Raw genomic sequence first — 21,636 nt, 5'->3', positions numbered from 1 at the left:
CCGTCATGGCGGCCATCGTCGGCGCCGCCGGCCTCGCGCCGGCCATCGCCGCGGCGCGTGCCGGCAAGCGCCTGCTGCTGGCCAACAAGGAAGCCATCGTCGTCGGTGGCGCCCTCTTCATGCAGGCGGTCGAACAGGGCGGCGCGACACTGCTGCCCATCGACAGCGAGCACTCGGCCATCTTCCAATGCCTGCCCGAAGACCGCGCGACCTGGCACCAGCGCGTTGACCACATCGTGCTGACGGCCTCCGGCGGCCCCTTCCGCAGCCGCGACCCCAAGACGCTGGCGGACGTGACGCCCGACGAGGCCTGCGCCCATCCCAACTGGGTCATGGGCCGCAAGATCTCGGTCGACTCCGCGACGATGATGAACAAGGCCCTCGAAGTCATCGAGGCGCGCTGGCTGTTCAACCTTGCGCCCGACCAGATCAAGGTGCTGATCCACCCGCAAAGCATCATCCATTCGATGGTGGTCTGCCGCGACCAGTCGGTGCTCGCCCAGCTCGGCACGCCCGACATGCGCGTGCCCATCGCCTACGGTCTGTCCTTTCCAGAGCGCATCACCTCGGGTGCCAGTCGCCTGGATCTTTTGACGACGGCTGCCCTGACGTTCGAGGAAGCCGACGCGGTGCGCTTTCCCGGCCTGCATCTGTCCTGGGCCGCGCTCAAGGGTGCCGAGGGGAGCACCACGGTGCTGAACGCTGCCAATGAAGTGGCGGTCGATGCCTTCCTGAATGGCCGGCTGCGCTTTGACCGCATCCATGCGATCAATGCGCAATGCCTGGCCGATCTGCAGCCTGGCGACTGCGGCAGCATCGAAGCGCTGTTGGCCCTCGACGCCCGCACGCGCCAGCACGCGCAGCGGCTGCTATGACCACCCTCATTGCCTTCCTCGTCGCATTGGCGTTGTTGATCGCCGTGCATGAATGGGGCCATTACCGCGTCGCGCGCGCCTGCGGCGTCAAGGTGCTGCGCTTTTCCATCGGTTTCGGTCATGTGATCTGGCGGCGTGTCGGCCGCAACGGGACGGAGTTCACGCTCAGCGCCCTGCCGCTCGGGGGCTATGTGCGCATGCTTGACGAGCGCGATGGCCTGGTCGCGCCGCATGAGCGCGAGCAGGCCTTCAACCAGCGCCCGCTGCTTCAGCGCTCGGCCATCGTCGCGGCAGGCCCGGCGGCCAACTGGGTGCTGGCGGTGCTGCTGTTCGCGGCCGTGGCCTGGCTGGGCAGCGAGGTGCCGAAGGCCGTGCTGGGCACGCCGCCGGCCGGCTCGCTGGCCGAACGCGCCGGCCTGCGGGCGGGCGATTGGGTGCGGGCCGTGTCGACGGATGGCCAGCAATGGCAGGACGTCGAATCGCTGCCCGACCTCCAGGCGGCCGTCATGCGCGCCCAGGCGCTGGGGGAGACCCTGCACCTGTCGGCCAGCGACGCCCAGGGCCATGCCGCGCGCAGCCTGCGCCTGCAGACCGAAAGCCTCGCCGGCCGCGCGCCGAATGCGCAACTGTTCAACGAGATCGGCCTTTCGCCGATGGCCGAGCCGCTGGTCCGCGAGGTCGTCGCGGGCGGTGCAGGCGCTGCGGCGGGGATGAAGGCCGGTGACCGCGTGCTGTCCATCGACGGTCGCGTGGTGCCCGATGCCAGCTTCCTGCGCGATGCGATCCGCCGCGCCCACGACGCCGGGCAGCCGCGCGCCATGACCTGGCGCGTCGAGCGCGCCGGCCAGGTCGTCGAGCTGAACGCGACGCCGCGCTTGGTCGAAGAGGACGGCCAGCGCGTTGCACGCCTGCAGATCGGTGTCGGCTCGCCGCCCGAACGCGTCTTCGTCAGCCGCGGTTTCGTCGACGGCCTGTGGCGCGGCGTCGAGCAGAGCTGGAACATGGCCGTGACGACCGTGCGCCTGATCGGCAAGATCCTCACGGGTGAAGCGTCGCCGAAGAACCTCAGCGGCCCGCTGACCATTGCCGACTACGCCGGCCAGTCGGCCCAGGCGGGCCTGACGCCCTATCTCGATTTCCTCGCCAAGATCTCGCTGAGCCTTGCCGTGCTGAACCTGCTGCCGCTGCCGATGCTCGATGGCGGGCACCTCATGTATCATCTTTTCGAGGGTCTGAGCGGCCGCCCCGTCTCTGAATGGTGGCAACGGCAACTGCAGCGCGCCGGTGCGCTGATCCTGATGCTGATGATGGCCTTGGCCCTTTCCAACGACGTCTCCCGCTTTGCGGGTTGGCACTGACACTCCCCGGTCCCCATGTCCTTTCCTTTCAGTTCGGGAGCGCAGCGTCGCCCCTTCCGCCTCGGCTTGCTGGCTCTGGCTGTCACGGGGATGTTCCAGTCGGGTCTTGCCTGGGCCGTCGATCCATTTGTGCTTCGCGACATCCGTGTCGAAGGCCTGCAAAGGACTGACCCGGGTACGGTGTTCGCGTCGCTGCCCTTCCGCATCGGCGACACCTACAACGATGAAAAAGGCGCCGCAGCCCTGCGTGCCCTGTTCGCCACGGGCCTGTTCAAGGACGTGCGCATCAGCATCGAGGGCAATGCCGTTGTCGTCATCATCGACGAGCGTCCCATCATCGCCAACGTCAACTTCGTCGGCTTGAAGGAGTTCGACACCGAGGCGCTCTCGAAGTCCCTCAAGGACGTCGGCATCGGCGAGGGCAAACCCTTCGACAAGGCCCTGGCCGACCGCGCCGAGCAGGAGCTCAAGCGCCAATACCTGACCCGCAGCCTCTACGGCGCCGAGGTCACGACGACCATCACGCCCATCGAACGCAACCGCGTCAACGTCAGCTTCAACGTGACCGAGGGCGAGCCGGCCAAGATCGCGGAGATCCGCATCCTCGGCAGCAAGGTGTTCTCTGAAAGCACGCTGCTGGGCCTGCTGGAGCAGACGACGACCGGCTGGCTGACCTGGTACACGAAGACCGACCGCTACTCGCGCGCCAAGCTGAACGCGGATCTGGAAACCATCCGCAGTCATTACCTGAACCGCGGCTACCTGGAGTTTGCCGTCACGTCGACGCAGGTGACGATCTCGCCGGACAAGCAGAGCATCAGCGTCGCCATCACGGTCAGTGAAGGCCAGCCCTACACGGTCACCGGCGTCAAGCTCGAAGGCGACTACCTGGGCCGCGAGGAAGACTTCAAGCACCTCGTCTACCTCAAGCCCGGCCAGGCCTACCAGGGCGAGGCGGTCGCGACGACGACGCGCGCCTTCAGCGACCTTTTCGGCACCTACGGCTATGCGTTCGCGCGGGTTGAAAGCCGGCCTGACATCAACCGTGAAACCGGCCAGGTCGTCGTCACCTTCGTTGCCGAGCCGCAGCGCCGCGTCTATGTGCGCAAGGTGATCATCTCGGGCAATTCGCGCACGCGTGACGAGGTCATCCGCCGCGAGTTCCGCCAGTTCGAGGCGGCCTGGTACGACGGCCAGAAGATCAAGGCCTCACGTGACCGCGTCGAGCGCCTGGGTTACTTCAAGGACAAGGAAGTCAACATCGACACCCAAGAGGTGCCGGGCGCCGAGGATCAGGTCGACGTCATCCTCACCATCGTCGAGCGGCCCACCGGAGCCATCACCGTCGGCGCCGGCTATTCCAGCCAGACCAAGCTGTCCTTCACCGGCTCGATCCGCCAGGACAACGTGTTCGGCTCCGGCAACTACCTTGGCATCGACGTGGCGACGGCGAGCACCGGTCGCCAGTTGCAGGTCAGCACCGTGGACCCGTACTTCACCGTCGACGGCGTATCGCGTGCCATCGACGTGTTCTACCGCACCACGCGCCCGATCAACACCCTGGGCGAGGAGTACCAATACGTCACGAAGGGCGGTGCGATCCGCTTTGGCGTGCCGTTCTCCGAGGTCGACACGGTGTTCTTCGGTCTTGGCTACGAGCAGACCAACATCACGACGTCGCGAGGCCTGCCCAACAGCTACTTCCTGTTCTCCAACCAGTTCGGCCAGCGCAGCAATTCCGTGCCGTTGACGATTGGCTGGCAGCGCGACAGCCGGGACAGCGTTCTGTCGCCGATGAAGGGCCGCTACCAACGCGTCAACGTAGAGTTCAGCCCCATCGGAGATGCGCAATACGCGCGCCTGAACCTGCAGTACCAGCACTACTTCGAGATCACCAACAAGATCACCTTGGGGCTGAACAGCGAACTCGGCTGGGGTGTTGGCCTGGGCGGCAGGCCTTATCCAATCTTCAAGAACTTCTACGGCGGCGGCCTAGGTTCAGTGCGCGTCTTCGAAGCGGGCTCGCTGGGCCCGGTCGACGTGACCGGTTCCTACAGCGGTGGCAGCAAGCGCTTCAACACCAACGCCGAGCTGTATCTGCCCGTGCCGGGCAGCGGTAACGACAAGAGCTTCCGCATCTTCGGTTTCATGGATGCCGGCAATGTCTGGGGCACGGGCCTTGCCGAGAAGGTCAGTTTGGACACCGTGCGCGTGTCGGCCGGTATCGGCCTGTCGTGGATCTCGCCCATGGGTCCGCTGCGCCTGAGTTATGGCAAACCTATCCGCAAGCAACGCACGGATAGAATCGAGAAATTCCAATTCCAGATCGGGACTGCATTCTGATGATGAGCAAGCTCTTGCAATCGGTGGCTCTGGCCACATCGATGATCGTGGCCGCCTCGGCCGTGCAAGCCCAGGAACTGAAGATCGGCTATGTCAACAGCGAGCGTGTGCTGCGCGAGGCCAACCTGGCCAAGACTGCACAGGCCAAGCTGGAAGCCGAGTTCGGCAAGCGCGAGAAGGACCTGCGCGATCTGGAAACCAAGCTGCGTGGCGCTGCCGAGAAGCTGGAAAAGGACGCGCCGACGCTGTCTGAAAACGAGCGCGCCCGTCGCCAGCGCGACGTTGTCGAACAGGAACGCGACCTGCAGCGCAAGCGCCGCGAATGGCAGGAAGACCTGACGCAGCGCAAGAACGAGGAACTGTCCGCCGTGGTCGAGAAGGCCAACCGCGTGATCAAGCAGATCTTCGAGGCCGAGAAGTACGACCTCATCCTGCAGGACGCGATCCACTTCAGCGCCCGCGTGGACGTCACCAAGAAGGTGATCGACGCGCTGAACGCGCAGAAGTAAGTTGCGCACCCCATGAGCTCGACATCCGTCGCGCTCACCGAGCTGATCGCCGCCTTGGGCGGCGATTTGCTTGGTGGGTCCGATGTGCGCATCGACCGCATTGCGCCGCTCGATGAGGCCGATGCGCAGAGCATCAGCTTCCTGGCCAACCCGCGCTACCAAGCGCAGCTCGCGTCGACTGCGGCCGGCTGCGTCATCGTGGCACCGGCGCTGGCAGACGCGGCGGCCGTTCGTGGCGCGGCCATCGTCACGCCCGATCCCTATCTGTACTTCGCCCGGCTGACGCAATGGTGGGTCGCCCGCACGCGGCCGGTCGCGGCTGCCGGCGTGCATCCCAGTGCCATCGTCTCGCCCGACGCCAGGCTGGGGCAAGGCGTGGAAGTCGGTCCGCTCGCCGTCATCGAGGCGGGCGCCGTCATCGGTGACAACGCGCGCATCGGCGCCCACTGCATCGTCGAACGCGGCGCCTTTGTGGGTGAGGGCACCCGGCTCGCGCCGCGGGTCGTGTTCGGCTTTGATTGCCGCATCGGCGCGCGCGGCATCGTGCACAGCGGTGTCGTCATCGGTGCCGATGGCTTCGGCTTTGCGCCGAGCAAGGGTGGCTACGTGAAGATCGAGCAGCTCGGCGCCGTGCGCATCGGCGACGACGTCGAGATCGGCGCCAACACCTGCATCGACCGTGGCGCGTTGGCCGACACCGTGGTCGAGGACGGCGTCAAGCTCGACAATCTGATCCAGATCGCCCACAACGTGCACATCGGCCGCAACACGGCCATGGCAGGCTGCGCGGCGGTGGCGGGCTCGACCCGGATCGGCGCCAACTGCACCATCGGTGGCGCGGCCAACATCATCGGCCACCTGACGTTGGTTGACGGCGTGCATATCTCGGCAGCAACGACCATCACGCGCAGCATTGGGGCGCCGGGTGTCTATAGCGGGCCGCATCCCTTCGAAGAGAATTCGAGCTGGCAGAAGAACGCCGCCACCCTGCGCCAGCTCCACACCCTGCGCGACCGCGTGCGCGCGCTGGAGAAGAAATAAATGAACGACGACAAGACCCCGATGACGATGGACATTCACGAAATCCTCAAGCGCCTGCCGCACCGCTATCCCATCCTGCTGGTGGACCGCGTCGTTGAACTGATCAAGGGCGAGCGCATCCGCGCGATCAAGAACGTCTCGATCAACGAACCCTTCTTCCTCGGCCATTTTCCGCACCGCCCCGTGATGCCGGGCGTGCTCGTGCTCGAAGCCATGGCGCAGGCCGCGACGCTGTTGTCGCTGGCCAGCATGGACATGGTGCTGGACGAGCACTCGGTGGTCTATTTCGCCGGCATCGACAACGCCCGCTTCAAGCGGCCCATCGAGCCCGGCGACCAGCTGATCCTCGACGTCACGCTGGACCGCGCCAAGGCGGGCGTCTACAAGTTCACCGGCCGCGCACTGGTCGGCGAGCAGCTTGCCGCCGAGGCTCAGCTGATGTGCACGATGCGTCGTATCGAAGCCTGAGCGGCAGCCGATGAACATCCATCCGACCGCCATCGTCGACCCGGCCGCCGAGTTGGACTCGTCGGTCGATGTCGGCGCCTACACGCTGATCGGCCCGCACGTGAAGATCGGTGCCGGCACCGTGGTCGGCCCGCACTGCGTCATCGAAGGCCACACGACCATCGGGCGCGACAACCGCTTCTTCCAGTTCAGCTCCATCGGCGCGGCCAACCAGGACAAGAAGTACGCCGGCGAACCGACCACGCTGGTCATCGGCGACCGCAACACCGTGCGCGAGTTCTGCACGTTGAACGTCGGCACGGTGCAGGACCGCGGCGAGACGACGGTCGGCAACGACAACTGGATCATGGCTTACTGCCATCTGGCCCACGATGTCGTCATCGGCAACGAATGCGTGCTGGCCAATAACGCCACCCTTGCTGGCCATGTGCGGCTCGGCGACCACGTGACCGTCGGCGGCCTGACCGGCATCCTGCAGCGCATGCGCGTCGGCGACCACGCCATGATCGGCTTCCAGGCCCATGTGGCCCAGGACGTGCCGCCCTTCATGACGGTGGACGGCAACCCGCTGGCCGCGCGGGCCGTCAACATCGTCGGCTTGAAACGCCGCGACTTCAGCGCCGAGCGCATCGGCGTCATCCGCCAGATCTACAGGCTGCTCTATCGCAGTGGCCACACGCTGGATGAAGCCAAGGTCGGCATTGCAGCATTGCGTGGCAGCGAGGCCGGCGTGGCGGATGGCGACATCGACCTGATGCTGAACTTCCTTGCCGCCTCCACGCGCGGCATCGTGCGGTAATCCGATGCAGACCGCGCCCCGCCTGGGCATGGTGGCCGGCGAGGCCAGCGGCGACCTGCTGGCGAGCTTGCTGCTGCAGGGGTTGCGTGCGCGCTGGCCTGGGTTGACCTCGCAGGGTATCGGCGGCCCGAAGATGCTGGCCCAGGGCTTCGAGACCTGGTGGCCGCACAGCAAGCTGTCCATCTTCGGCTACGTCGACGCGCTGCTGAACATCCGCGAGCTGCTGTCCATCCGCAGGCAACTCGGCACGCGCCTCATCTCGAACCGGCCGGATGTCTTCATCGGCGTCGATGCGCCCGACTTCAACTTCGGGTTGGAAACGCGGCTGCGCGAGGCGGGCATCAAGACGGTCCATTTCGTCTGCCCGTCCATCTGGGCCTGGCGGCCCGAGCGTGTCGAGACCATCAAGCGCGCGGCCGACCATGTGCTGTGCCTGTTCCCCTTCGAGCCCGAGGTCTTGCACAAGGCAGGCATCGGTGCCACCTATGTCGGCCATCCGCTGGCTGATGCCATCCCGCTGGAGCCGCCGCGCGCGGCGGCCCGCGAGGCGTTCGGCCTTTCGGAATCCGACACCGTGATCGCACTGCTACCCGGCAGCCGCAAGAGCGAGATCAACTACATCGCGCCTGCGCTGATCGGCGCGGCCAGGCTGCTGGCCAAGCCAGGCCGCCGCTTCGTGATGCCCGTGGTGCCCGGCCTGCGCAGCCTCGTCGAGCCGTTGCTGAGGAATCCTGGCGGCGTCGACATCGAGCTTGTCGACGGTCAGTCCCATGCGGTGCTTGCGGCCTGCGACCTGACCTTGGTGGCGAGCGGCACCGCCACGCTGGAGGCAGCGCTGTTCAAGCGCCCCATGGTCATCGCCTATCGCATGAATGCGCTGAACTGGTGGCGCATGAAGGGCAGGGGCCTGCTGCCTTGGGTGGGTCTGCCCAATATCCTGGCGCGCGAGTTCCTCGTGCCCGAGCTGATCCAGCACGCCTGCACGCCCGAGAACCTGGCCCGCGAGGCCGAGTCGCTGCTCGCCGACGCGCCGCGCCGCGCGGCCCTGCACGGGCGTTTTGTCCAACTCCACGAGCTGCTGCGCCAAGACACCGCGCAGCGCGCCAGCGATGCCATCGCGACGCTTATCCAAGCCTGAGCAGGTCATGCTCGACTGGACGCCGTCGGGCCTCATCGCCGGGGTGGACGAGGCCGGCCGTGGCCCGCTGGCCGGCCCGGTGTTTGCGGCCGCCGTCATCCTGGACGAGCTGCAGCCCATCAAGGGCCTGGCCGATTCCAAGGTGCTGACCCCGGCCAAGCGCGCGCGTCTCTATGACGAGATCCGCGCCAAGGCTTTGTGCTGCTGCATTGCGCACGCCACGCACGAGGAGATCGACAGCATCAACATCCTGCAGGCCACGATGCTGGCCATGCAGCGTGCGGTGACCGGACTGCGGCTCAAACCCGCCTTCGTACGCATCGACGGCAACCGGCTGCCGGTGCTGTCCGTCCCCGCCGAGGCCATCGTGAAGGGCGATGCGACCGTGCAGGCCATCTCGGCGGCCAGCATCCTGGCCAAGGTCGCGCGCGACCTGTTCTGCGAGCAGATGCATGACAGCCATCCGCAGTACGGCTTTGCCGCGCACAAGGGCTACTCCACGCCCGAGCACCTTGCCGCGCTCAAGCAGCACGGCGCCAGCCCCTGGCACCGCCGCAGCTTCGCGCCGGTGCGCGAGGTCTGCCTGGACGTGACGAAGAACCCGCTCGCATGAAGTTCGACCCCGTCACGTCGCGCGACAACCCGGCGCTCGTCCGACTGCGCAAGCTGACCGCCGACGCGAACGGCTATCGCAAGGCGGGCAGCGTCTGGGTCGAAGGCGACCACCTGCTGCGTGCGGCCCTGCACCGCGGCTGGCGGCCGGCTCTGGTCGTGCTGACCGAGGCGGCACTGCAGGACGCGGCCCTGGCGGCACTGGCCCAGACTGCACCGCGGGCGCTGGTCGTACCGACGGCGCTGTTCAAGGGTCTGAGCGCCCTGGAGTCGCCCGCCCAGATCGGCGCGGAACTGACGCTGCCCGACGCACCGGCCATCGATGCGAATGTCGCCAGCGTTGTGCTGGACCGTCTGCAGGATGCGGGCAATGTAGGGGCCATCCTGCGCAGTGCGGCGGCTTTTGGCGTGCGCCAGGTGCTGGCCATCAAGGGCACGGCGGCGTTGTGGTCGCCGAAGGTGTTGCGCGCAGGGCAGGGGGCCCATTTCGGCCTGCGCCTGATCGAAGGCTTGGCGGCCGACGACCTGGCCGCGCTGGCCGTGCCCCTTATCGCGACCAGCTCGCATACGGATCAGCGGCTGCACGGTGTCACGCTGCCCTCTCCTTGCGCCTGGGTCATGGGCCATGAGGGGCAGGGCGTTTCAGCCGAATTGATGGCCCGCTGCGCCCTGACCGTCGGCATCCCGCAGCCGGGCGGGGAGGAATCCCTCAACGTCGCTGCGGCTGCCGCCATCTGCCTTTACGAAAGTCATCGGCAGCGCTGCTGAGCCGTCGCCCGCACTGGGGACACCGCGCCCTTGCAACTGAGAATGATTCTCAATAACATGGCGACATGCCTGTTGATGTCCCGCCGCGCCAAGCGCTGACACCGCCTTCCCCGCCCGGTTCCCTCGCTGGCGCCGGGGCGGCCCCTCGTATCGACAGTGCCGCGTTGCTCGGTCGCCGCGGTGAGGTCTTCATCGTCCACCACCAGCAGGTCTACCGCCTGCGCGTCACCGCGCAGGGCAAGCTCATCCTGACGAAGTAAAACTGTCGTCACCCCGCGCCAGCCAGCCGCCGCCCGCCCGCGCCTCCACCGGAGACCCCGCATGGCCGAAAGCTGTTGCGCCGCGCACGCCGCCACCCCACCCACCACCGGCTCACGCCGCCGCCGCCTCTGGGAGCTGGGCAGCCATGCCCATTGCCCCGTCATCGGCGTCTGCATGCCGCTGGAGCGTGTGCGTCAGCTTGCCAAGCGGCTGCTGGTGCTGCAAGGCGACGAGGACGACTACACGCTGCACTGCAGCCTGGTCACGGCGGCCGCGCGCCGCAATGCTGTCGCCGAGGCGGTGCAGAGGGACCTGGAGCAGCGTTTTGCCCTCGACCTGCGCAGCGCCGCCCAGGCCAAATGCCGCGAGTCGCTGATGGCCTGGTGGCGCGCCCGCGCGGTGCAGGGTGAAGCCATTGCCGGCGCGCTGTGGGCGACGCTGACCCATGCGCGTTGCGACGAGTGGCTGGAAATGCGCGTGCTGGGCCAGGTCCACATGCTGCAGCATCAGGTCGGCGCCGCGCAGCGGGTGGACCTGAGCCGCCATCGCGAGCTGGCCGCCGAGCATCAGGCACTTGCAAACGAGTACGCCGCGGTTCAACAGCGCGTGACCACCTGGAGCCTGGAGCGTGCCCGCGAGCAGCAGGCGTGGGAGCAGGAGAAGCTGCGTATGCGCGCAGCGCAGATCAGCCTGCAGACGCAACTGGCGCAGGCGCAGGAACAGGTGATGCGCTGGCAGGCCGCGCGGCCCGATCTGCCCGAGCGCGAAGCCCTGCGCGAGCGCCTGGCCGAGCAGATCGAGCGCAACCAGGCGCTGCAGCGCGAGGTCAGCCGGCTCGCCTCGCGGCTGCCGGCGGTGCCGCCCGATGTGGCCGAGCCCGCATCCGGCATCGACGTCCCCGTCACCGTGCCGGTCAAGCTGGAGCAACGTGTCGTGCTGTGCGTCGGCGGTCGTGGCGGCAGCGTGCCGCAATACCGCCAGGCGGTGGAGGGCTGTGGCGCGCACTTCCTGCACCATGACGGCGGCAGCGAGCACAAGCCGGCGCAGCTCGAGCCCCAGCTCGCTGCGGCCGACCTCGTCATCTGTCAGACCGGTTGCATCAGCCATGACGCCTACTGGCGCGTGAAGGACCACTGCAAGCGGCACCGCAAGCGCTGCGTCTTTGTCGAGACCCCCAGCCGCAGCGCCTTCGAGCGCGCGCTGGCCCAGGCCGCCGCCGACGAAAGCGCTGAAACCGGCTGCTGAGGAGAAGCCCGCAGCGGGACGACACATCGGGCGGTGCAAACTGCAGGCGTTCGCTTTGGAGAGATCGCCATGCCCCCCGTCGCCTCGCCCCACCAGCTCGCCCGCCGTGCCATCGCCCTCGTGCTGGCCGGCGGCCGCGGCTCGCGGCTGAAGCAGCTGACCGATTCGCGCGCCAAGCCCGCCGTCTACTTCGGCGGCAAGTTCCGCATCATCGATTTCGCGCTGTCCAACTGCGTCAACAGCGGCATCCGACGCATCGGTGTCGTCACGCAGTACAAGAGCCACTCGCTGCTACGCCACATCCAGCGCGGCTGGAGCTTTCTGCGCGCCGAACTCAACGAGACCGTCGACCTGATGCCGGCTCAGCAGCGCACCGACGACGAAAGCTGGTACCGCGGTACGGCCGATGCAGTGTTCCAGAACCTCGACATCGTGCAGAGCACCGGTGCCGACTACATCGTCGTGCTGGCCGGCGACCACATCTACAAGATGGACTACTCCAGCATGCTGGCCGACCATGTCGCCACGGGTGCGGGTTGCACGGTCGGCTGCATCGAGGTGCCCAAGGCCGAGGCCAGTGCCTTCGGCGTGATGGTCGTGGACGGTGAGCGACACATCACCTCATTCCTGGAAAAGCCTGCCGACCCGCCCTGCATGCCCGGCCGCGACGACGTTTGCCTGGCCAGCATGGGCATCTACATCTTCAACGCCGACTATCTCTACCGACTGCTGGCGCAAGACCTGGCCGACCCAGGCTCCAGCCACGATTTCGGCAAGGACGTGATCCCCAAGATCGTGTCCGAAGACCGCGCCGTCGCCCACCCCTTCGGCATGAGCTGCATCATGAATCCCAACGGCGCCACGCCCTACTGGCGCGACGTCGGCACGCTCGATGCCTTCTGGTCAGCCAACCTCGACCTGGCCTCCATCAGCCCCGAACTCGACATCTACGACACCGACTGGCCGATCTGGACCTACCAGCGCCAGCTGCCGCCGGCCAAGTTCATCCCCGATCACAACGGCATGCACGGCATGACGGTCAACACCATCGTCAGCGCCGGCTGCATCGTGTCGGGCTCGCATGTTGTGCAGTCGGTGCTGTTCAACAACGTGCGCATCCGCTCCTTCTGCAACATCCATCAGAGCGTGCTGCTGCCTGGCGTCAGTGTGGCGCGGCACTGCCGGCTGACCAAAGTCATCATCGACCGTGGCTGCGAGATCCCCGACGGCCTTGTCGTCGGCGAAGACGCGGCGCTGGATGCCGCCCGCTTCGAGCGCACGGACAACGGTGTCGTGTTGATCACCAAGCAGATGCTCGCGCGCTTGTGACCCGCGTTCTCCAAGTCAGTGCGGAGCTTTACCCGCTGCTCAAGACCGGTGGCCTGGCCGATGTGGCTGGCGCCTTGCCTGCGGCACTTGCCGCTGCCGGCGCGGAGCCGCGCTTGCTGGTGCCGGGCTTTCCAGCCATCCGCGATGCCCTGACGCAGGAATGCGCCGTCGCCCCTGTCGCATTGCCGTGGAGCGAGGGGCGGGCGGCGCTGTTGCGCGGCCGCCTGCCGGGTTTCGACATGCCGGTCTACGTGCTGGATGCGCCTGGCCTCTTCGACCGCCCCGGCAACCCCTATGCGGACGCCGGAGACATCGCCTACGCGGACAACCACCGCCGCTTCGCCCTGCTCGGCCTGGCCGCTGCCCGCCTGGCCGAGGGTGTGGACCCGGCCTGGCGCCCCGAGGTCGTGCATGCCCACGACTGGCATGCCGGCCTGGCTTGTGCCCACATCGCCGCCAGCCGCGCGCGCCGACGTACCGAGGCGCGCACGGTGTTCACAGTCCACAACCTCGCCTATCAGGGCCTGTTCTCGGCCGACCACTTTTGCGACCTCGGCCTGCCCGCCACGCACTACGCCGTCGAGGGCCTGGAGTTCTATGGCCAGGTCAGCTTCATGAAGGCCGGCCTGCACTTCGCCGACGCGATCACGACGGTGAGCCCGAGCTATGCAAGCGAGATCCAGGCGCCCGATCAGGGCTGCGGCCTTGACGGCCTGCTGCGCCACCGGGCGAGCGCGCTGCACGGCATCCTGAATGGCGTGGACTATGGGGTCTGGTCGCCCGCGCACGACGACGCCATCGCCGCGCGCTACGACGCCGACGACGCCTCGGGCAAGGCACGTTGCAAGACCGCGCTGCAAAGCGAATGCGGCCTGGCTGTGAATCCCGATGCCCCCCTCTTCGGCATCGTCAGCCGCCTGACCGAGCAGAAGGGTCTGCCGCTGGTGCTTGAGGCGCTGACCGATCTGATCGAGTCAGGCGGCCAGCTTGTCATCCTGGGCAGCGGCGATGCCCGCCTCGAAGCGGCCTTTGCCGATGCTGCGGCCAGGCACCCCAGCCGGATCGCCCGTCGCATCGGCATGGACGAAGGCCTGGCCCACCGCATCTACGCCGGCAGCGACGTCGTCCTGGTCCCCAGCCGCTTCGAGCCCTGCGGACTGACCCAGCTTTACGGCCTGAGCTACGGCGCACTGCCGCTGGTGCACCGCGTCGGTGGCCTGGGCGACACGGTGGTCGACACGACGCTGGAAGACCTCGCCGCCGGCACGGCCACCGGCTTTGTCTTCAACGCCTTCACGGCCGACGCCTATCGCCGCGCGCTGCGCCGGGCGTTTGCGTTGTGGGGCCGGCAGACTTGCTGGGCGGGGGTGCGCACGGCAGCGATGCGGCAGCGCTTTGGATGGGACGCCGCAGCGCGCCGCTATGTCGAGATCTACGCGGGGCTCTCAAGCCACTAGCGCCATCAGCAAGCGCGCTTGCGCCGGCATCAGTACATCAGCCGGTCCGGCCGGATGTCGCGCAGGATGGTCGTCGCGATCTCTTCGATGGACTTGTGCGTGGAAGACAGCCAGGCGATGCCCTCGCGCTTCATCATGGCCTCGGCCTCGTTGACCTCGTAGCGGCAGTTCAGCAGGTCGGCGTATTTGCTGCCGGGGCGGCGTTCGTTGCGGATGGACGAAAGGCGCTCGGGATCGATGGTCAGCCCGAAGCATTTGCGGCGGTGTGGCATCAGCGAGGGCGGCAGCTTGCGGCGCTCGAAGTCCTCGGGGATCAGCGGATAGTTGGCGGCCTTGATGCCATGCTGCATGGCCAGGTAGAGCGACGTCGGCGTTTTGCCGGAGCGCGAGACGCCGACGAGGATGACGTCGGCGACATCCAGGTTTTTGCTGCTCTGGCCGTCGTCATGGGCCAGCGAGAAGTTGATGGCTTCAATGCGGTCGTGGTATTCCTGGCTCTCGGCCACGTCCGAAAAGCGCCCCACGCGGTGGTTGCTCTTGACGCCGAACTCGTCTTCCAGTGGCTCGATGAAGGTGCCGAACATGTCCATCACCCGGCCCTGGCAGTGCTCGCGCACGATCTTGAGCACGTCGCGGTCCACGAGGGTCGCGAAGACGATGGGCCGATGCGCTTCGCGCGCGGCGACCTCGTTGATCTCGTCGACGACGGCATGGGCCTTTTCGGCCGAGTCGACAAAGGGCCGGCGTACGTGGCGCGCCTTGATGGCGAACTGGGCGAGGATGGAGTTGCCGAAGGTCTCGGCGGTGATGCCGGTGCCGTCAGAGACGAAGTAGACGGTTCTGGCGGTCATGGCAGTGGCCTGCAGAGTCAAGTCGTGACCATGATAGCCAGCGGACCAGGCTGCGATCAGGCGGGCATAGTGCACGGCCCCGAGCGGTTACACGCCGGTACGCTGCGCCTAGAATCGCCCGCAATTCCCCGCGAACAGCCCATGCGTGCTTCCCTCCTCCCAGAAGAATCCAGAAACGGATGGAGCCACGCCTGCCTTGAGCACCCTTGCTCGGCACCCGGCCACGACGACGCGGCGAGACCGGTTTTTCAACCTCCCGGAGTTTCCCCATGTCCACCCTGTTCGAGGCGACCGCCCTGGTCGTACCGTTTGAGAACCTGAGGATGACCGACGTCGAGTCTGTTGGCGGCAAGAACGCCAGCCTCGGCGAAATGATCTCGCAGCTCGCCGCCAGCGGCGTGCGCGTCCCCGGAGGGTTCGCCACCACGGCGCATGCCTTCCGGCAGTTCCTCAGGCACGAGGGGCTCGACGCGCGCATCGCGGCGCGCCTGGCCACGCTCAACACCGACGACGTGCGAGCCCTGGCCGAGGCGGGTGCCGAGATCCGCGGCTGGATCGAGAAGCAGCCGTTCCCGTCCGACCTCGAAGCTGCGGTGCGCTCGTCCTTCGCCCAGTTGACGGCGGATAACCCCGGCGTGTCCTTCGCGGTGCGTTCCTCCGCAACGGCGGAAGACCTGCCCGACGCCTCCTTCGCCGGCCAGCAGGAAACCTTCCTGAACGTCGTCGGCATCGACGATGTGCTGCACAAGATGCGCGAGGTGTTCGCGTCGCTCTACAACGACCGCGCCATCAGCTACCGCGTGCACAAGGGCTTTGCCCACAACGACGTGGCCCTGTCCGCCGGCGTGCAGCGCATGGTGCGCAGCGACCTCGGCTCGGCCGGCGTCATGTTCACCATCGACACCGAGAGCGGCTTCCAGGACGTCGTCTTCATCACCTCCAGCTACGGCCTGGGCGAGACGGTGGTGCAGGGCGCCGTCAACCCGGACGAGTTCTACGTCCACAAGCCCGCGCTCAAGGCCGGCAAGCTGGCCATCATCCGCCGCAACCTGGGCTCCAAGCTGCTGCGCATGGAGTTCGCCACGCCGGAGGAAAAGGCGGCCAGCGGCAAGCTGGTCCGCACCGTCGACACGGTGCCCGAGCAGCGCAACCGCTACTCGCTGAATGACGCCGAGGTCACCGAGTTGGCCCGGTACGCGTTGATCATTGAGCAGCATTACGGCCGCGCGATGGACATCGAATGGGGCCGCGACGGGGTCGACGGCAAGATCTACATCCTGCAGGCGCGCCCGGAGACGGTGAAAAGCCAACAGGGCGGCCAGGTCGAGCTGGCCTACAAGCTCAAGGCCCACAGCGCCGTGCTGGCCGAAGGTCGCGCCATCGGCCAGAAGATCGGCACCGGGCCCGTGCGACTGGTGGACAGCGTGGCCGAGATGGAGCGCGTGCAGCCCGGCGACGTGCTCGTCACCGACATGACCGACCCGAACTGGGAGCCGGTCATGAAGCGCGCCAGCGCCATCGTGACCAACCGCGGCGGGCGCACCTGCCACGCGGCCATCATCGCGCGCGAGCTGGGCATCCCGGCGGTGGTGGGCTGCGGCGACGCGACCGACAAGCTCAAGGACGGCCAACTGGTCACGGTGGCCTGCTCGGAAGGCGACACGGGCTATATCTACGACGGGCTGTTGGAGACCGAGATCAGCGAGGTGCACCGCGGCGAGCTGCCCTACTGCCCCATCAAGATCATGATGAACGTGGGCAACCCACAGCTGGCCTTCAACTTCGCGCAGATGCCCTCGGGCGGCGTGGGTTTGGCGCGGCTTGAGTTCATCATCAACAACAACATCGGCGTCCACCCCAAGGCCATCCTGGACTATCCGAACATCGACGCCGACCTGAAGAAGGCCGTCGAGTCCGTCGCCCGCGGCCACGCGTCGCCGCGTGCCTTCTACGTGGACAAGCTGGCTGAGGGCATCGCGACGATTGCCGCCGCCTTCTTCCCGCGCCCGGTCATCGTTCGCCTGTCGGACTTCAAGAGCAATGAGTACCGCAAGCTCATCGGTGGCAGCCGCTACGAGCCGGATGAAGAGAATCCGATGCTGGGCTTTCGCGGCGCGTCGCGCTACATCAGCGGCGAGTTCCAGGACGCGTTCGCGATGGAGTGCGAGGCGCTCAAGCGCGTGCGCAAGGACATGGGCCTGACCAACATCGAAATCATGGTGCCCTTCGTGCGCACGGTGAAGCAGGCCTCGCGCGTGGTCGAGATGCTCGCCGAGCGCGGCTTGAAGCGCGGCGTGGATGGCCTGCGCATCATCATGATGTGCGAGGTGCCGAGCAACGCCATCCTGGCCGAGCAGTTCCTAGAGCATTTCGACGGCATGTCCATCGGCTCCAACGACCTGACGCAGCTCACGCTGGGCCTGGACCGCGACTCCGGCCTGGAGCAGCTGGCCGGCGACTTCGACGAGCGCGACCCGGCCGTCAAGGCCATGATCTCGCGGGCCATCCGCGCCTGCCGCGCCACCGGCAAGTACATCGGCATCTGCGGCCAGGGCCCGAGCGACCACCCGGATTTTGCCGACTGGCTCGCCGAGGAAGGCATCGTGTCGATCTCGCTGAACCCCGACACGGTCATCGAGACCTGGCAGCGCCTGGCGGTCAAGTAAGCAGGCTTCGTCCCTGATCAGCCCGGGTTCTCCGCAGGGGAACCCGGGCTTTTTATTGCCATGATCGCTGCCGTGTCCTCCCGCCATCTGCACCGCCGCTATTCCCTCTTCGTACTGAGCTTCATCGCCCTCGTGATCGTGCTCGGCCTGGCCGAGCAGCGCGGACTGCCCAAGGCCTGGATTGGCTACACCTTCCTCGGTGCGACGGTGCTGGTCTACGCCGTCATCGGCATCTTCTGCCGCACCACCGATCCTGCCGAGTACTTCGTTGCCGGCCGCCGCGTGCCGCCGCTCTACAACGGCATGGCTGCGGGTGCCGACTGGATGAGCGCCGCGACCTTCATCGGCCTGACAGGCACGCTCTACGCCAGCGGCTATGCCGGCCTGGCCTATGTACTGGGCTGGACGGGGGGCTTCGTGCTTGTGGCCCTGTGCATAGCGCCCTATCTGCGTCGTTTCGGCCAGTTCACGCTGGCCGATTTCCTGGCGGAGCGTTTCGACAGCCGCGCGCTTCGGCTGGTCAGTGCTGCAGCGGCCATCCTGGTGTCCTTCGTCTATCTGGTGGCTCAGATCTACGGGGTCGGGCTCATCACGACGCGGCTGACCGGCCTGGGTTTCGAGGTTGGCGTCTTCGTCGGCCTGGGCGGCGTGCTGGTCTGCTCCTTCCTTGGCGGCATGCGCGCCGTGACCTGGACGCAGGTGGCGCAGTACCTGATCATGATCCTGGCCTACTTGGTGCCGGTCATCTGGCTCAGTGTCAAGCAGACCGGCTGGCCGCTGCCCCAGCTGGTCTACGGCCAGCAGCTGCACCAGCTCGCCGAGCGCGAGAGCGAGCTGATCCGCGACCCGGCCGAGCTGCAGGTGCGTGCCATCCACCAGCAGCGCGCCGAAGCCGCCGCGATGCGTCTGGCCGACGTACCCAGGGCACTGGCCGAAGAACAGGCGAGGGCGGCGGCCAGCGTTGCGGCATTGAAGGCTGCGGATGCGCCGCTGGCGCAGATCCAGGCCGCCGAGAAGCAGCGCGCGGCCCTGCCGCGCACGCCGGCCGAGGCCGAGGAGCGTTGGCGGCGCGATCAGGTCAGCGAGATTCGCCTTGCCCAGCCGCTGTCCGGCCTGGTGCCGCACGCGCAACCGTTTGCCGGCAACCCCGACGGCACGCCGGCAGAGCGCGAACAGGCCAGCGAGGCACGCCGCAACTTCATCGCGCTGGCCCTGTGCCTGATGGTGGGCACGGCCGGCCTGCCCCATCTGCTGACGCGCTACTACACGACCCCTTCCGTCGCAGCGGCGCGCGAGTCGGTGGCCTGGTCGCTGGTCTTCATCTGCCTGCTCTACCTGACCGCGCCCGCTCTGGCCGTCATGGTCAAGACCGAGGTCTTCAACGGCTTGGTCGGCACGAGCTTTGACCAGCTGCCCGCCTGGATACGCCAGTGGCAGCGCGTCGACCCGACCCTGCTGTCGGCCGTGGACCTGAATGGCGACAGTCTGCTTCAGCTGGGTGAGCTGCGCCTGCACCCGGATCTCGTCATGCTGGTCATGCCCGAGCTGGGTGGCCTGCCCTATGTGATCTCGGGCATGGTTGCCGCTGGCGGGTTGGCAGCGGCGCTGTCCACGGCGGACGGCCTGCTGTTGGCCATTTCGAGCGCGCTGTCGCACGACCTCTACTACAAGGCCATCAACCCCGAGGCCTCGCGCACGCGGCGGGTCACGCTGTCCAAGGCGCTGCTGCTGGCCGCGGCGCTGGCTGCAGCGGCAGTGGCCTCCAGCCGTCCGGCGGACATCCTGGCCGTTGTCACGGCGGCCTTCTCCATCGCCGGGTCGACCTTCTTTCCGGCCCTGGTCGCAGGCGTGTTCTGGCGCCGGGCCAACCGGGCAGGTGCGCTGGCCGGCATGCTCACGGGCCTGGGTGTGTGCGTGATCTATCTCGTGGTGGCTCATCCGGGGCTCAGGGCCCTGGTCGGGCTGCCCGGCCCGGTGACGCTGGTCTGGAGCATTCATCCGGCGTCCGCCGGCCTGTTCGGAGTGCCGGCCGGTGCGCTGGCCTTGATGCTGGTTAGCCTGATGACGCCGCCGCCCACAGCGCGACAGCGTGACTTCGTCAACGCGCTGCGCAGTCCGCAGCGGTCCTGAGAACAGCACTCGATTGGTGGATCGGTCGTCTCGGGCTAGAATCGCGGGTTCCCCCTTGCCGAGTCACGAGTAGACGCTGTGACCCGGCTTCCACAGCCCGGCAGATCACTATCGACAGCGCTGGGCTGGAATCCACAAGGAGTATTCATGCGTCACTATGAAATCGTTCTGCTGATCCATCCGGATCAAAGCGAACAGGTTCCGGCCATGCTGGAGCGTTACAAGGGCCTGATCACCGCTGGTGGCGGTGTCGTGCACCGAGTCGAGGACTGGGGCCGTCGCCAGATGGCCTACCTGATCCAGAAGCTCGCCAAGGCTCACTACCTGTGCCTGAACATCGAGTGCAGCAAGGAAGTCCTGGCTGAACTCGAGACGGGCTTCCGCTTCAACGACGCCGTGTTGCGCCACCTCACCGTGGTCCAGGACAAGGCCATCTCGACCCCCTCGGTCATGATGAAGGCCGTCGAGCGCGAAGAGGCCCGCAAGGCGCCGCAACAGCAAGAAGCGGCCTGAGCCAACGCTCATCGCTGAAGAACCAGGTTTTTCGAGCAGCTTGCCTCTAGCGTGAACCAGCTTCACCTGCAGGCACAGATCCAACAACTCGGACAAGTTCGCTATACACCCGCAGGGCTGATGGCCCTGGACGCAAGCCTCAAGGCCGAGTCCGAAGTCATCGAAGCCGGCAAGCCGCGCAAAGTCTCCCTGGAGATCAAGGCGGTAGCAGTGGGTGAACTTGCCAAGCAGTTGCAGTCGTTGGGCGTCGGCGGTGTCGCGGTTTTCCGCGGTTTCCTGACGCACCAGCGCAACGGCAGGGGCTTCATCGCCCATGTCACCGTGATCGAACCCCCTGCTGCCGCAGAACCCGGAAGTCATTGAATCCGGATAGATTTAACAGAGGTCCTCTATGCCCCCGCCACGTGGTAAAGGTCGCTTCTCCAAAGACAAGAAGCCCAAGCGCAACCAACAATCGTTGCTGTTCCGTCGCAAGCGTTTCTGCCGCTTCACCGTCGCCGGTGTCGAGCAGATCGACTACAAGGACATCGACACGCTGCGCGATTTCGTGTCCGAAAACGGCAAGATCACGCCCGCTCGCCTGACCGGCACGCGCGCTTTCTTCCAGCGTCAGCTGACGGTTGCCATCAAGCGCGCGCGCTTCCTGGCCTTCCTGCCGTACAGCGACCAGCACAAGGTCTAAGGAGCTGACGACATGCAAGTGATCCTGCTCGAAAAAGTGGCCAACCTCGGCAACCTCGGCGATGTCGTCAAGGTCAAGGACGGTTATGCCCGCAACTTCCTGATCCCGACCAAGCAGGCGCGCCGCGCCACCGAGGCGGCGATCAAGGAATTCGAAGCCCGCCGTGCGGAGCTCGAGAAGGCCGCCGCTGCCAAGCTGGCCGAAGCCCAGAAGCTGGGTGAAGCACTCGCCGGCAAGACCGTTCGCATCGCCCAAAAGGCCGGTGTGGACGGCCGCCTGTTCGGCTCCGTGACGAACGCCGACATCGCCGACGCGCTGACCAGGATGGGCTCGCCCATCGCCAAGTCGCAAGTGCGCCTGCCCAACGGCCCGCTGAAGACCGTTGGCGAGTTCCCGGTGAGCGTTGCTGCCCACACGGACGTCGTCGTCGAAATCAGCGTACAAGTGGTTGCAGAGGCCGAGTAGTCGCCCTAATGGTGAAGTAGCCCGCGAGGGCTACAACCCAGTGAAGGCCGAAACCTTTGGGTTTCGGCCTTCTGTCTTTTCGGACTGGGTTTTCCCGCCCGCTCCACCGCTTGCTCCCAGTCCGTT

General features: G+C 66.8%; 21 protein-coding genes. 20 read left to right on the top strand and 1 reads right to left on the bottom strand.

All coding sequences use genetic code 11. From position 1 onward, the window contains the following. From dxr to glgA, 14 genes are all read left to right on the top strand, one after another. Window positions 1-875: 1-deoxy-D-xylulose-5-phosphate reductoisomerase (gene dxr, locus ACT6S0_RS04580; RefSeq protein ID WP_444762711.1), on the top strand; the 875-nt coding region annotated here is incomplete at its 5' end. After that, window positions 872-2,233, top strand: coding sequence for an RIP metalloprotease RseP (rseP, locus tag ACT6S0_RS04575; protein ID WP_444762710.1), 1,362 nt, complete (start codon window positions 872-874; stop codon window positions 2,231-2,233). The genes dxr and rseP, both read left to right, overlap by 4 nt. Window positions 2,234-2,248: 15 nt before the next feature. Next, complete coding sequence (gene bamA / locus ACT6S0_RS04570; protein WP_444762709.1) at window positions 2,249-4,576, top strand: outer membrane protein assembly factor BamA; 2,328 nt, start codon at window positions 2,249-2,251, stop codon at window positions 4,574-4,576. Further along, window positions 4,576-5,085, top strand: a complete 510-nt coding sequence (locus ACT6S0_RS04565; protein WP_444762708.1) for an OmpH family outer membrane protein — start codon at window positions 4,576-4,578, stop codon at window positions 5,083-5,085. The genes bamA and ACT6S0_RS04565 overlap by 1 nt, the downstream gene beginning before the upstream one ends. A gap of 12 nt (window positions 5,086-5,097) precedes the next feature. Next, window positions 5,098-6,126 (top strand): UDP-3-O-(3-hydroxymyristoyl)glucosamine N-acyltransferase, encoded by a 1,029-nt coding sequence (lpxD, locus tag ACT6S0_RS04560; protein WP_444762707.1) that lies wholly within the window; start codon window positions 5,098-5,100, stop codon window positions 6,124-6,126. Continuing rightward, complete coding sequence (gene fabZ / locus ACT6S0_RS04555; protein WP_444762706.1) at window positions 6,127-6,594, top strand: 3-hydroxyacyl-ACP dehydratase FabZ; 468 nt, start codon at window positions 6,127-6,129, stop codon at window positions 6,592-6,594. A 10-nt stretch (window positions 6,595-6,604) separates the two neighbouring features. Continuing rightward, a complete protein-coding gene (lpxA, locus tag ACT6S0_RS04550) occupies window positions 6,605-7,393 on the top strand; it encodes an acyl-ACP--UDP-N-acetylglucosamine O-acyltransferase (protein WP_444762705.1) in 789 nt (262 codons plus the stop codon). 4 nt (window positions 7,394-7,397) lie between these two features. Beyond that, on the top strand, window positions 7,398-8,531 hold the full coding sequence (lpxB, locus tag ACT6S0_RS04545; protein WP_444762704.1) for a lipid-A-disaccharide synthase: 1,134 nt from the start codon (window positions 7,398-7,400) through the stop codon (window positions 8,529-8,531). Beyond that, window positions 8,503-9,144, top strand: coding sequence for a ribonuclease HII (rnhB, locus tag ACT6S0_RS04540; RefSeq protein ID WP_444762703.1), 642 nt, complete (start codon window positions 8,503-8,505; stop codon window positions 9,142-9,144). The genes lpxB and rnhB overlap by 29 nt, the downstream gene beginning before the upstream one ends. Then, window positions 9,141-9,911, top strand: coding sequence for a TrmH family RNA methyltransferase (locus ACT6S0_RS04535; RefSeq protein ID WP_444762702.1), 771 nt, complete (start codon window positions 9,141-9,143; stop codon window positions 9,909-9,911). The genes rnhB and ACT6S0_RS04535 overlap by 4 nt, the downstream gene beginning before the upstream one ends. A gap of 65 nt (window positions 9,912-9,976) precedes the next feature. Continuing rightward, window positions 9,977-10,171: a hemin uptake protein HemP gene (gene hemP, locus ACT6S0_RS04530; protein ID WP_444762701.1), complete on the top strand. Its 195-nt coding sequence runs from the start codon at window positions 9,977-9,979 to the stop codon at window positions 10,169-10,171. Window positions 10,172-10,232: 61 nt separating this feature from the next. Continuing rightward, window positions 10,233-11,417: a DUF2325 domain-containing protein gene (locus ACT6S0_RS04525; protein WP_444762700.1), complete on the top strand. Its 1,185-nt coding sequence runs from the start codon at window positions 10,233-10,235 to the stop codon at window positions 11,415-11,417. 69 nt (window positions 11,418-11,486) lie between these two features. Beyond that, window positions 11,487-12,746 carry a glucose-1-phosphate adenylyltransferase gene (glgC, locus tag ACT6S0_RS04520; protein WP_444762699.1) on the top strand — a complete coding sequence of 420 codons (1,260 nt, stop codon included), beginning with the start codon at window positions 11,487-11,489 and terminating at the stop codon, window positions 12,744-12,746. After that, complete coding sequence (glgA, locus tag ACT6S0_RS04515) at window positions 12,743-14,203, top strand: glycogen synthase GlgA (protein WP_444762698.1); 1,461 nt, start codon at window positions 12,743-12,745, stop codon at window positions 14,201-14,203. The genes glgC and glgA overlap by 4 nt, the downstream gene beginning before the upstream one ends. 29 nt (window positions 14,204-14,232) lie before the next feature. Here the strand turns inward: glgA and ppsR are convergent, their stop codons facing one another. Next, window positions 14,233-15,054 (bottom strand): posphoenolpyruvate synthetase regulatory kinase/phosphorylase PpsR, encoded by an 822-nt coding sequence (gene ppsR, locus ACT6S0_RS04510; RefSeq protein WP_444762697.1) that lies wholly within the window; start codon window positions 15,052-15,054, stop codon window positions 14,233-14,235. 269 nt (window positions 15,055-15,323) lie between these two features. Between ppsR and ppsA the strand changes: the two genes are divergently transcribed. The 6 genes from ppsA to rplI all read left to right on the top strand — a co-directional run bounded on the left by ppsA (window position 15,324) and on the right by rplI (window position 21,510). Beyond that, window positions 15,324-17,720 (top strand): phosphoenolpyruvate synthase, encoded by a 2,397-nt coding sequence (gene ppsA / locus ACT6S0_RS04505; RefSeq protein WP_444762696.1) that lies wholly within the window; start codon window positions 15,324-15,326, stop codon window positions 17,718-17,720. A gap of 72 nt (window positions 17,721-17,792) precedes the next feature. Next, window positions 17,793-19,850 carry a sodium:solute symporter family protein gene (locus tag ACT6S0_RS04500; protein ID WP_444762695.1) on the top strand — a complete coding sequence of 686 codons (2,058 nt, stop codon included), beginning with the start codon at window positions 17,793-17,795 and terminating at the stop codon, window positions 19,848-19,850. 147 nt (window positions 19,851-19,997) lie between these two features. Next, the gene (gene rpsF / locus ACT6S0_RS04495) at window positions 19,998-20,363 is read left to right on the top strand and encodes a 30S ribosomal protein S6 (protein ID WP_056269360.1); all 366 of its coding nucleotides are present in this window, start codon (window positions 19,998-20,000) and stop codon (window positions 20,361-20,363) included. A gap of 51 nt (window positions 20,364-20,414) precedes the next feature. Further along, window positions 20,415-20,726, top strand: a complete 312-nt coding sequence (priB, locus tag ACT6S0_RS04490) for a primosomal replication protein N (protein ID WP_444762694.1) — start codon at window positions 20,415-20,417, stop codon at window positions 20,724-20,726. Window positions 20,727-20,754: 28 nt separating this feature from the next. Then, window positions 20,755-21,045 (top strand): 30S ribosomal protein S18, encoded by a 291-nt coding sequence (gene rpsR / locus ACT6S0_RS04485; RefSeq protein WP_056269357.1) that lies wholly within the window; start codon window positions 20,755-20,757, stop codon window positions 21,043-21,045. Window positions 21,046-21,057: 12 nt separating this feature from the next. Continuing rightward, the gene (gene rplI / locus ACT6S0_RS04480) at window positions 21,058-21,510 is read left to right on the top strand and encodes a 50S ribosomal protein L9 (protein ID WP_444762693.1); all 453 of its coding nucleotides are present in this window, start codon (window positions 21,058-21,060) and stop codon (window positions 21,508-21,510) included. The last annotated feature ends 126 nt before the right edge of the window (window positions 21,511-21,636 follow it).

Origin of the sequence: Roseateles sp., from assembly GCF_052436255.1 — a bacterium.
GTDB lineage: Bacteria > Pseudomonadota > Gammaproteobacteria > Burkholderiales > Burkholderiaceae_C > Pelomonas.
The sequence above is the reverse complement of the archived record's forward strand: the minus strand, read 5'-3'. Positions and strand labels throughout refer to the sequence as shown.